General features: G+C 58.9%; 9 protein-coding genes. 2 read left to right on the top strand and 7 right to left on the bottom strand.

Features of this window, described 5'->3' with window-relative positions:
* Positions 1 to 32: 32 nt before the first annotated feature.
* Positions 33 to 1208 (bottom strand): glycosyltransferase, encoded by a 1176-nt coding sequence (locus E3E11_RS07640; protein WP_141452255.1) that lies wholly within the window; start codon positions 1206 to 1208, stop codon positions 33 to 35.
* Between the two features lie 137 nt (positions 1209 to 1345).
* Complete coding sequence (gene hpnA, locus E3E11_RS07635) at positions 1346 to 2341, bottom strand: hopanoid-associated sugar epimerase (RefSeq protein ID WP_141451861.1); 996 nt, start codon at positions 2339 to 2341, stop codon at positions 1346 to 1348.
* 354 nt (positions 2342 to 2695) lie between these two features.
* On the opposite strand from hpnA, the gene E3E11_RS07630 reads away from it, so the two are divergent.
* A complete protein-coding gene (locus E3E11_RS07630) occupies positions 2696 to 3724 on the top strand; it encodes a lysylphosphatidylglycerol synthase domain-containing protein (protein WP_141451860.1) in 1029 nt (342 codons plus the stop codon).
* Positions 3725 to 3736: 12 nt separating this feature from the next.
* A complete protein-coding gene (locus tag E3E11_RS07625; RefSeq protein ID WP_141451859.1) occupies positions 3737 to 4672 on the top strand; it encodes a prephenate dehydrogenase/arogenate dehydrogenase family protein in 936 nt (311 codons plus the stop codon).
* A 137-nt stretch (positions 4673 to 4809) separates the two neighbouring features.
* Here E3E11_RS07625 and pyk read toward each other — a convergent pair whose 3' ends face one another.
* The 5 genes from pyk to guaA form a co-directional block, all read right to left on the bottom strand.
* The gene (gene pyk, locus E3E11_RS07620) at positions 4810 to 6237 is read right to left on the bottom strand and encodes a pyruvate kinase (RefSeq protein WP_141451858.1); all 1428 of its coding nucleotides are present in this window, start codon (positions 6235 to 6237) and stop codon (positions 4810 to 4812) included.
* Between the two features lie 35 nt (positions 6238 to 6272).
* Entirely contained in the window at positions 6273 to 7142 is an 870-nt protein-coding gene (locus E3E11_RS07615; protein ID WP_195804967.1) for an SH3 domain-containing protein, read from the bottom strand.
* A gap of 91 nt (positions 7143 to 7233) precedes the next feature.
* Positions 7234 to 8088 (bottom strand): Dyp-type peroxidase, encoded by an 855-nt coding sequence (locus tag E3E11_RS07610; protein WP_231118901.1) that lies wholly within the window; start codon positions 8086 to 8088, stop codon positions 7234 to 7236.
* Positions 8089 to 8584: 496 nt separating this feature from the next.
* Complete coding sequence (locus tag E3E11_RS07605) at positions 8585 to 9709, bottom strand: hypothetical protein (RefSeq protein WP_141451856.1); 1125 nt, start codon at positions 9707 to 9709, stop codon at positions 8585 to 8587.
* Positions 9710 to 9896: 187 nt separating this feature from the next.
* Positions 9897 to 11459, bottom strand: coding sequence for a glutamine-hydrolyzing GMP synthase (gene guaA / locus E3E11_RS07600; protein WP_269203641.1), 1563 nt, complete (start codon positions 11457 to 11459; stop codon positions 9897 to 9899).
* Positions 11460 to 11554: the final 95 nt, after the last annotated feature.

Below are 11554 nucleotides of genomic sequence, written 5' to 3'. Positions count from 1 at the left end.
GTCTTTCCTCCAGTGTCTTTTCTCCGGGGCAGTCAGGAGGGCGGGTGCAGCTCTTGCGGTGTAACTTCCGCATAGGAGCGCCCCCGCCACTGCACGCCGCGGCCCCGGTAATGGTCTGCTGCCGAGCCCAGCGTGGCCATCAGGTAGAAACAGGCCACCAGCGGCAGGGGCAGCACCCGCCACAGGGAAAGATTGAACCAGCGCAGGGTGGGCACGAAGCTCAGGCAGCTCAGCCCGTAAACCAGCGCGCCCAGCCCCCTTTTCCTCCCACGTCCGAAGAGCAACAGGCTGACCGGCAGCACCCAGACCAGCATCATGGCCAGCAGCACTCCAAACAGCCGCCAGGGAGAGTAATGCAGCTGGACGTAAGCGTTACGGGCGATCATGTGCCAGATCTCTTCCGGCCGCTGATAGGCGCGGATGGACCAGGCCTGCTCGCTGCAGCCAAGGTAAAGCCGCCCACCCGCCTGCTTGACACGCGCCCCAAGCGTGCAGTCATCGATCAGCGCATCCCGCAGCGAGGCGATCCCGCCGATCTTCTCCAGCATCACCCGCCTGAGCAGGACCGTTCCACCGGCCGCCCCGCCCACAGGCGAAGTCGGATCGGCGATCTTGCGGAAGGGATAAAGCATGGCAAAGAAATAGACAAAGGCCGGAACAAGCGCTTTTTCCCAGAAGCCCCCCACATTGAGGCGCACCATTTCTGAAATCAGGTCCAGCCTGTCCTGGCGGGCACGACGCACGAGGGTGGTGAGATGATCAGGCGCATGGACGATGTCGGCATCGGTCAGCAGGACCATGCCTTCATCCGACAGCCACTCAAAAGCTTCCTCCTGCCCCTGCTGCACCGCCCAGAGCTTGCCGCTCCACCCAGCAGGGCGCACCGCCCCGTGCAGAACAGTGAGGCGTTTGTCCGGATCCGGAAGGGTGCGGGCCAGCTTTGCCGTCTCATCAGTGCTTTCATCGTCAACGAGCACTACCCGAAAGGCGCCGGGATAGTCCTGGGCCAGCAGGGAAGCGACACTGGCACTTACTGAAGCAGCTTCATCGCGGGCCGGCACGATCACCACGACATCGGGCCAGCGTGTTTCCTTGGGAGAAGCTTGGAGATTTTCCTTCAGCCACGGCCCTCCGTACCAGAACTTTCCGTTGCAGAACAGCAGAACGAACCAGCTGAGCAGAGAGAGCACGCCGGCTGAAAAAAGCATCTTGTCGCGCCGTGAAACAGGTTTTCGCCTGGACTGGCCTGCCTGCGTCTTTGCCATCTTTCTTCACTCCCTGTCTGCAGGACGGCCCTGCCCTTACTGTGCAGGGCGCCCGACAGGGTGCCTGCAAGACCCGTTCCTCAGCCCCGCTCGCGGAACCCTTCCACCGCCGCTGCCACTGCCTCCTGTGCAGAGCGCGGCGCGTAGCCCAGCTCCCGTTCCGCTTTGGCAGTAGAAAAGAACATGAGCTTGCGCGACATGCTCAGCATCTCACGCGTCACGATGGGCTGAATGCCGAAAACCTTCGCCGCCCCTTCAGCAGCGAGGGCCAGGGGATACAGCGCCTTGCGGCTGACCTGGAAACGTGGCGGACGCCTGCCCGAGCAGGCGCTGATGAGCTCAAACAACTCGCGCAACATCAGGTTTTCGCCACCAAGAATATATTTCTCACCTATGCGCCCGCGCTCGAAAGCCAGCGCGTGTCCTTCGGCCACATCATCGACATGCACGATGTTCAGCCCCGTATCCACATAAGCGGGCATGCGGCCGCGCATGCAGTCGAAAATCATCTTTCCCGTGGGGGTGGGCTTGATGTCGCGCGGGCCGATGGGGGTGGAAGGATTGACGATGACCGCCGGCAGCCCCTCTTCGCGCACCAGGCGCAGCACTTCCTGCTCGGCCAGGTATTTCGACCTCTTATAGGCCCCCACGATCTCCGCCGCGCTGACCGGGCTTGCCTCATCAGCCGGCACGCCATTCTTGGCCGTTGCAAGCGCTGCGACCGACGAACAGTAGACGATACGCTCCACCCCGGCACGCTGGGCTGCCTGCATCAGGCGGCGGGTGCCTGTCACATTGGCCTGCATCATTTCTGCCGGGTCCGGCACCCATAACCGGTAATCCGCTGCCACGTGAAAGAGGTATTTCACCCCGGTGAGCGCTTCCTCAAGACTGGCCGCATCGCTGAGATCACCCACCGCGTATTCCACCGGCAGATCACGGACATTGGAGCGGTCGGATGTCGGGCGCACGAGCAGACGCAGGTTATGCCCGCGCTCCAGCAGGGTCCGCGCCACGGCTGAGCCTACAAACCCTGTTGCCCCGGTAACGAGTGTCCTCTCTTGTGGGCCGCTCATCCATTCTCCCTCTCAAACTTCCAATCCCTCGGCCGGCACCGGCGCCACGACTGCAACCGCGCCTGGCAGGCAGAATCAGCCCCGCAACGATTGCTGCCAGAGATATACCGGCTCTGGCCTGTAGGGCAATGTGACGACAATGTGGAAATGTTCAATACCGGCTCAGCAATCCGTGAGCCGGGGTGCCCACAGCCTTTAGGGTGAACCGGCCACAGACCAGGAACCTGCTGCTCTCAAAGCAGCTGGGAAAGCGGGGGACCCAGGGACATTATCGCCTTTATCCTGTCACAAAGGTTGGCCGAACCCGTTGCCTGACTTATACACACACAACTCCCACAGTCAGCGGCCTCGATCTTGAAAAAGACTCTCACTCTCGCGCTCACCCTGTTCGGCGTCGCTCTCTTCTGCTTCCTGACCCTTCGTGCCGGCATTCACCCCATTGTCGTCACGCTTTCCAAGGTGGGGCTAGGCGGTTTCGGCCTTCTGATCGCAGGCCAGCTGGTGCTGGATGTCGGCCTTGGCTGCGCCTGGAAAGTGGCTGTTCCCGAGATCGCCTTCCTGCGCCTTGTGGCCGCCCGCGCCGTGCGTGACGCAGCCGGGACATGCCTGCCTTTCTCCCAGCTGGGCGGCATGATCCTGGGCGTGCGGGCCACCGTTGCCGGCCATCCCAGGCTCATCCCGAGCGGCGCCCCCCTGACCTGGCCGGAAGCGGTTGCGGCCACCCTGGTCGATATCACCACTGAAGTGCTGGCGATGATCGTCTTTGTCATCCTGGCCATTCTCTGCCTCATCGGTCACCAGGATGCAGGGCGCTTCATCTGGCCGCTCCTGATCGGCATGGGGCTGCTGAGTCTGGGCATGGCAGGCTTTGTCTGGACCCAGCAGCAAGGCGGGACATTGCTGACCAGGGCCGCGCATTTCTTCGCCCGCCACATCTCCGAGGGCTGGCAGGGCTCCCTGATCAAGAACACTCAGGCTTTCCGCAGCTTTCTGGACCGGCTCTGGAGTCGGCCGGGGCGCATTGCAGGCGGGTCGGCTGTCCACCTTCTGTGCTGGTGCGGCAGTGCGGGGCTGGCCTGGCTGGGACTGCTGCTGCTGGGCGCACACCTGACCTATTTCGATGCCGTTTCCATTGAAGGCGTTGTCTGCGGTATCATGGCAGCCGGTTTCATGGTGCCCGCAGCATTGGGCGTGCAGGAAGGGGCTTATGTGGCGCTGGGGCTGGTATTCGGCATCTCGGCTGACATCATGCTGAGCCTTTCGCTGCTGCGGCGCGGGCGCGAGATCGTCGTCGGCATTCCCATCCTCCTGCTCTGGCAGCTTTATGAGATGTACCACCTGCGCCAGCAGAAGCCCCAACCGCCTTCACAGCCCTCACCCTGAAAGCCCCGCTCCATGCCTGCTGGCCCTTCCCCTGCACCGCCGGGCGCGGAGCAGCCCCTTTTCGGCCCCCCTCTTTTCGGTACAATGGCCATCATCGGCCCCGGGCTGATCGGCTCTTCGCTGTTGCGGCGCGCACGCACAAGTGGCGGGCTGGCGGAAAAGCTGGTGGCCATTGACCACGCCCCCCAGGTCCTGGCGCGCGTGCGGGAGCTGGGCCTGGCCGATGTGGTGACCTCTTCCCTGGCTGAAGGAGTGCGTGAAGCTGACCTGGTCATTCTGTGCGTTCCCGTCGGCGCGGTGCGGGAAACGGCGCTTGCAGCCATTGCGCACATGAAACCCGGCGCCGTGCTGAGCGATGTTGCGTCAGTCCGCACCACGCTCGGCCCTGAAATCACCGCCCATCTGCCGCCCGACATCGCTTACGTGCCTGTTCACCCCATGGCAGGGACCGAGCATTCCGGCCCGGATGCGGGGCTGGCGGATCTGTTTGAAAATCGCTGGTGCCTCGTCGTGCCGCCCGAAGGCACGCCTGCCGAAGCCATCCGGAAAATTGAAGCTTTCTGGCAACGCTGCGGGGCCAGAACGCGTGAGGTGACAGACAGCTATCACGACCAGATCTGCGCCATGGTCAGCCATCTGCCGCACTTCCTGGCCTTCACGATCTGTGAGACCGCCGACCGGCTTTCAGGCGAGCTGCGCAGCGACGTGCTGGAATTCGCCGCCTCCGGCTTTCGGGACTTCACGCGCATCGCTGCTTCAGACCCGGTCATGTGGCGCGACATCTTTCTGGCCAACCGCGATATTCTGCTTGCCACCCTGGAACGCTTCCAGACGGAAGTGGACAAGATGGCCACCGCCCTGCGCGAGGAGGATGAACAGGCCATCATGACCCGCCTTGAGCACGGAAGGCACATCCGCAAGTCTCTCATCGCCAACCGGCAGGCCTGACGGTCCCTCTCAGGATGCAGCCGTACATGCAAAAGGCTGCCTCCTGAACTGGAGACAGCCTTTCACATGGAGGCCGCACCCGGTCTTCCCTTCCAGTAAAAGGGAAGACCGATGCACCTAATATACCTGAGAGAAGCTCAGACCAGCACGACCCGCAGCGTGTTGGTAGTGCCGGAGTGACCGAAGGGCAGACCCGCCAGCATGACGATATGGTCACCTTTCTTGGCAAAACCGTTCTGCTCGGCCTGCTGCGCCGCTTCCGGTGCCAGATCTTCAACCGCGTGGGCTTCGCTGGTGCGGTTGACAACCTTGGGGAACACGCCCCAGGCCACCGTCAGGCGGTGGGCGGTCGGGGAATCAGCCAGGGCCAGCAGCGGGTTGTAGGGCCGCTCACGCGAGATGCACAGAGCCCCGCGGCCGCTGCGGGTATAGATCACCATGGAAGGCGCGGAGATGAGATGGCCGACATCCCACGCGGCTTTGGCCAGGGAACCCTGGATGGTGTGCTCTGCGGGCGGACGGTTCTGGTCCATCCGCTTGCGCCATTCCGGATCGGTCTCGATACGGGAAAGGATACGCGCCATCGTTTCCACCGCCACTTCCGGATACTGACCGGCGGCACTTTCAGCCGACAGCATGACTGCATCCGCGCCGTCATAAACGGCATTGGCAACGTCAGACACTTCCGCACGCGTCGGCGCGGGGCTTTCGATCATGCTCTCCAGCATCTGGGTGGCCACGATGACCGGGCGCCCAAGGCGGCGGGCGGTTTCAATGGCCAGCTTCTGCGTGGGCGGCACTTCCTCAGCCGGCAGCTCGACGCCCAGGTCGCCACGCGCCACCATCAGGACGTTGCTGAGACGGATGATCTCTTCCATGCACTCGACGGCCTGGGGCTTTTCCATCTTCGTGACGATCCAGGCGCGGTCCTTGATGATCTCGCGGGCTTCCTTGATGTCCTCGGGACGCTGCACAAAGGAAAGCGCGATGAAATCAACGCCCAGGGACAGGGCGAACTGCAGATCGGCATGATCCTTCTCGGTCAGGGCCGGAATGGGCAGCGCCACGTCGGGAACGTTCACGCCCTTGCGCTCGGAGAGCTTGCCGTCATTCAGCACTTCGGTATCGAGGCCGTTGGCGTCTTTCGCCACAACGCGCATGGCAAGCTTGCCATCATCAAGCAGCAGGCGGTGGCCGACACCGACAGCGGAAATAATCTCAGGATGCGGCAGGTTGACGCGCTTCTGGTCGCCGGGGGTCTTATCCAGATCAAGACGGAAACGATCGCCTTTCTTGAGCTGAATCGGCCCGTTGGCGAATACGCCAACGCGCAGCTTCGGCCCCTGCATGTCAGCCAGGATGCCAAGTGGACGGCCAACCTTCGGCTCCGCAGCACGGATCGCTTTGTAACGGGCGGCGTGTTCCTCGTGAGAACCGTGAGAGAAGTTCAGACGGAAAACGTTCACTCCGGCCTGCGCCAGCTTGAGGATCATCTCAGGCGTGGACGAAGCGGGGCCGATCGTCGCGACAATCCGGGTACGGCGATGGTGGACTTTGTCTGTCATAACATTCCTCGACTTTCTGTTTCAGTCAGGCGGTTTCAGTCAGGCTGAATGATTTCACCGGGTTGCACCCCCCAAAGCAGGCGGCGCTCCACCCATCCGTCATAGCCTTTCACGCTCACATGGCACCATGCTGAATCTGCAGGACAGGCCCGCAACCGCCCGACAGTGCCAGGCTGCAGGGCAGCGGTGACGTGGTGGTCCGGGTCAGGCGAGCTCATAAGGAGCGCGTCATGCCCGTTCTGCAGCCCGTTCAGCGAGGTCGGCGGCACGTAAGCAACGATCCTGGGGTCGGCATGCTGGGCGCTGGTGCCGGGCTTGGGTGCGACTTCCTTCTCCTCCCCCGTCATGGTGGGCGCCCCTGCGATGACGAAGGTGCGCGTCCCCCGCAGGGTCACCTGGTGCACCCAGCCCTTCTGGCCGTCCGGGTCCTCCACCAGGCGCCACACGCCGAATTCACGCTCGATCTTCATCGGCAGGGCACGGCGGTGATAGACCCAGTCGATCGGGTAGCGCTCCCCGGGCCCGCGGCGCATATAGACCCGGTCAGCCCTGAGCGAGGCATAGCGCGGCAGGGGCAGACCCGTTTCCGTTCCCTTGTCTGTCGGCTCGGCAGGCGGCTGGGCCTGCGGCGGTGCCGGAAGGGGCTTGGCGGCCACAGTCGCTGCCCCGCCTGCAGCCCCTGCTGCTGCGGCACCGGCCAGGGCGGCATGGGCCCCTTTATGAGCCCCGTGATGAAGCGCATGGCCGTGGTGGCCCGCGCTGTGGGCATGGGCCATTTTTTTCTTCGCAGCTTCCGCCTCTCCAGGCACTAGAGCGCCCAGCACCACGGCCGACAGAGCCAGAGCACTGCCGGCGCGGAGCAGGCGGCCCGCTTCTGAAGAAAGAGGAAAAGACGGTTTCTTCATATCATGTCCTGTGCCTGCGGGCTGCGGGCTGCGCCAGGGTACGTCCCTGCCCCGTTGTCCCATGCTGTAAAACTGATTTCAGCAGCAAGCCTCAGGCCTTGACGTTGTTGAGGAAATCCTCGGTCGGCACGAAGAACAGGCAACCGGTCTTGGCCGTGCTGAAATCCAGGATGTGATCGTAATTGCCCACCGGCTTGCCGATGAACATGTTGTGCAGCATTTCCTCGGTCGTGGCGGCAGATTTCGCGTAGCCGATATAATACGTCCCGAAATGGGCATCGCCCACTTCGCCGAAGGGCATGTTGTCACGCAGAATGTCGATCTGCTTGCCGTCTTTCACCACCACGTTCAGCACGTTATGGGCATAAGGCGGCTTTTCATCGTCAGGCAGCTCGACATTGGAGAGCTTCTTGCGCCCGATGATCTTCTCCTGCATCTCGACCGGCAGCTCGTTCCAGGTTTTAAGGTCATGCATGTATTTCTGCACGATCACGTAGCTGCCATTGACGAATTCGGGGTCTTCCTCACCGATCATGGTGGCTTCGACCGCGTAAGGCCCTTCAGGGTTAGCGGTGCCGTCCACGAAGCCGAGCAGGTCGCGGTCATCAAAATATTTGAAGCCGTGCACTTCATCCTGCGTCTCGGTCACGGCGCGCAGGCGGTCCATGATCAGCATGGCCATCTCGAAGCACATATACATCTGCGAGGCGCGGATGTGGAACAGCAGATCACCGGGCGTGCTGGGCGCGGTGTATTTGGCGCCTTTCATCTCGATGAAGGGATGCAGCTCCTTGGGGCGCGGCTTGCCCGGGAACAGGCGGTCCCACGCATGGGAGCCGATGCCGGTCACGCAGGTGAAATCAGCATGCAGGTTGCGGAAACGCACCGTCCGCTGCAGGCCGCTCATGTCAGCCAGGACTTCAAGAACCGTTTTTTTCGGCTTCACGGCCCGGCTTGATGGTCAGCACCAGGAACATGGCGCACGGTGTCAGCAGAGCCGCAACTGCTTGCGGGACAGGTTTGGTGGTCATGACGAATCAGCTCCTGGTTTGCGTGCGCGGGCCCGTAACAGCCCCATTCACCAACATAACGCCTCATGCGCCCCGTGAAACCGCGTTCCACGGGACCTGCAATCAAGGTCCAACTCTACAGAAACGCCCGGAAAATTCAACTTCCCCTGCAACCGTTAATTTTTTGTTAAGAGTACAAAGCTGCTTTAAAGCAAAGTGTTTTCACAACTCGTTCTAAGGAGCCTATATAACAAATACGAAAACCGAAACAGAGTTTTTGCCACCTAACCTGACATTTTCTACGCTTGATAATTAATGATATGAATTTAAGATCGACATCATAAGAATTTTAAATATATTTCTATTGATATATCTCCAATTTCCAGGCGTCTAAATAACATTATGTCATATAGAGATATTTCCTACCTCCTCTTATGAACTCTTATGAAAAGGAAATGTATAATTTTTATTAGTTTTAGAGATTAAATCTATAATATTTGGGTCGTCTATATAAAAACTCATTGAGGGGCAATATATGTAAAGGTTTCGATGGTATTTGCATAAATTATCAAATATAAATATAAGTGTTTCATATTCTTTAAGAGCTAAATTTAAATCACTTTCATCAATGAGTTTCTTTAAATCTATAAGTGAGTAAGAGACACTTTTTTCAAAGTGAGCTCCAAATTTATTTCTAACGTCTCGATATGGAGCGACTATATTTTCAATTGAAAATTCTTTCTTAAATTCCTCTAAAGGATTCTCTGGGAAACATTTTTTAAATAGTTTATCAAACCCTTCTAGATATTGAGGGCGTGAGGGATCAATATCACGTGTAACAAGACAATCAATTGAACTTACTACATCAGTAATAATACGAGATTTTATTATACGCACAACATTTGCAAAGCCCTTAAATTTTTCATAAACTTCTTTCTGAATTGTTATCCAGCGATAGAGAAAATATATCTGCTGCGCTCGATTAATGAGTGGAAAATCATAATTACCAATAGATAGTGTGTCAGGACGTGCTCTAGAAAAAGGATCTCTAGCTACTTCAAAACCATTGCTTTTTTCCCCGGACCCCTCCCAATCCAGTAAAGTTTCTTTAAAAACTGGCTCATTAATTTCAGGGAAATCTTTTAAAATTGGGAATCCTACAATTCCTAAATTCTCAAGGGAAGAATATATTTTGGCTGCCAGCTCCACAAAGATGCTTAGTTTTTCCTCATCAATAAAGTACCAAAATACTAGAATTTCTCTTAAATCAAGATCTTGAATATGGGCGCTAAGATGATTGCGAATTTTTTTGGAGTAATCTTCAAATAATTTTACATATTCTTCTTTAATTTTATGATAATGATTCGTATTATATCCAGAAGTGTTCAAAAACTTTTTTAATTGACGTGCATGCTGGATGAAATTTTCTAAGCGAACAAATATATGCCGTGCAATTATCCGAGCCACTTCATCAGTAGGAGCGGCTTGAACTAACCGAAGCACAAGCCGCATTTCCATTACCAAAAAACGGATTTTTTCAAGGCGAATATGAAGCATTTATAAAGAGCTAGCCCATAATTGATTTAATTGGAAAATTTCATGCGGGATTCGGGCAACTGTTTTGTTTATTCATAAAGGAAATTTATAAGCGCCTGTTTTTAAATTCTAAACAATGTCCAAAATACAGCTACCTTTCCCAAGTTGAACTATTTAATTTAAAAGAATTAGCTCTAAATCGTGCTTCTCACTCCCACTCAATCGTCCCAGGCGGCTTGGAGGTGATGTCGTAGGTCACGCGGTTGATGCCCCGCACTTCATTGACGATACGGCCGGCGACGCGGTTCAGGAAGTCGAAGCTGAAGGGGTAGACTTCCGCGGTCATGCCGTCCGTGCTGGTCACGGCCCGCAGGGCGCAGGCCTGGTCGTAGGTGCGGCCGTCGCCCATCACGCCGACCGTGCGCACCGGCAACAGCACGGCGAAGGCCTGCCAGATCTCGTCATACAGACCGGCCTTGCGGATCTCCTCGAGATAGATGCTGTCCACCTTGCGCAGTAGGTCCAGCTTTTCGCGCGTGATGTCGCCTGGAATGCGGATGGCAAGCCCTGGCCCCGGGAAGGGATGGCGGCTGACGATGCGCTCGGGCACGCCGATCTCGCGGCCCAGGGCGCGGACCTCGTCCTTGAACAGCTCACGCAGCGGCTCGACCAGCTTCATGTTCATGCGCTCGGGCAGCCCGCCCACATTGTGGTGGGACTTGATGGTTACCGAAGGGCCGCCGCTGAAGCTGACGCTTTCGATCACATCCGGGTAAAGCGTGCCCTGGGCCAGGAACTGCGCCCCGCCCAGCTTGGCCGCTTCCTCCTCGAACACCTCAATGAACAGGCGGCCGATCGTCTTGCGCTTCACCTCAGGGTCCGTCACCCCGGCCAGGGCGTTGAGGAACAGGTCTGACGCATCGCGGTGCACCAGGCGGATGTTGAACTCATCGCGGAAAGTGCGCACCACCTCTTCAGCCTCGCCTGCACGCAAAATCCCGGGATCGACGAAGATGCAGGTCAGCTGGTCGCCGATCGCGTCATGGATCAGCTTGGCAGCCACGGAGCTGTCCACCCCGCCTGACAGGCCGCAGATCACCCGCCCCTCGCCGACCTGCTCGCGGATGCGCGCCATTTCCAGGTCGCGGAAGCTGGCCATCGTCCAGTTGCCCTTGCAGCCGGCCACGCCATGGGTGAAGTTGCGCAGCAAAGCCGCACCATGGGGCGTGTGCACCACCTCCGGGTGGAACTGCACGCCGTAGAGCTTGCGCGCCTCATCGGCGATGATCGCGTAAGGGGCACCTTCCGAATGGGCAACGGCCCTGAAGCCCGGCGGCAGGGCGGTCACGCGGTCGCCATGGCTCATCCAGACCTGCTCACGCGCGCCCACATGCCAGACACCGTGGAAAAGCGCGCAGGGCTCCGCCACGTCAACATAGGCGCGGCCGAACTCGCGGTGCTCATGGGTCTCCACCTTGCCGCCCAGCAGCTGGCACATCGCCTGCTGGCCGTAGCAGATGCCCAGCACCGGCAGCCCCAGCTCGAAGAGCCCTTCAGGCAGGGCGGGCGCGTTGGCATCATGCACGCTTGCCGGGCTGCCCGAGAGAATGATACCGCGCGGGCCGAAAGCGCGGATCTTTTCAACTGACGCAGTGAAGGGCCAGATCTCGCAATACACCCCGCTTTCCCGCACGCGGCGGGCGATCAGCTGGGTCACCTGGCTGCCGAAATCAAGAATCAGGATGCGGTCTTCATGCAGAACGGCCTCCAGCTGGCCGGCAGCGCCTGGCTGTGAAAGGTCAGGGGAACTTTCGTGAGGGCGGGCGGTCTGGGCGGGAGAGGACTGCGTCAAGGATCTGGTTCCAC

This window comes from Oecophyllibacter saccharovorans (assembly GCF_006542375.1).
GTDB classification, from domain to species: domain Bacteria; phylum Pseudomonadota; class Alphaproteobacteria; order Acetobacterales; family Acetobacteraceae; genus Oecophyllibacter; species Oecophyllibacter saccharovorans.
The sequence above is the reverse complement of the archived record's forward strand: the minus strand, read 5'-3'. Positions and strand labels throughout refer to the sequence as shown.

Bases quoted from the DNA above. Each gene is read 5' to 3' on its own strand.
- hpnA (WP_141451861.1), bottom strand. From the start codon at position 2,341: ATGAGCGGCCCACAAGAGAGGACACTCGTTACCGGGGCAACAGGGTTT.
- E3E11_RS07605 (WP_141451856.1), bottom strand. From the start codon at position 9,709: ATGCTTCATATTCGCCTTGAAAAAATCCGTTTTTTGGTAATGGAAATG.
- E3E11_RS07615 (WP_195804967.1), bottom strand. From the start codon at position 7,142: ATGAAGAAACCGTCTTTTCCTCTTTCTTCAGAAGCGGGCCGCCTGCTC.
- pyk (WP_141451858.1), bottom strand. From the start codon at position 6,237: ATGACAGACAAAGTCCACCATCGCCGTACCCGGATTGTCGCGACGATC.
- E3E11_RS07625 (WP_141451859.1), top strand. From the start codon at position 3,737: ATGCCTGCTGGCCCTTCCCCTGCACCGCCGGGCGCGGAGCAGCCCCTT.
- E3E11_RS07640 (WP_141452255.1), bottom strand. From the start codon at position 1,208: ATGCTTTTTTCAGCCGGCGTGCTCTCTCTGCTCAGCTGGTTCGTTCTG.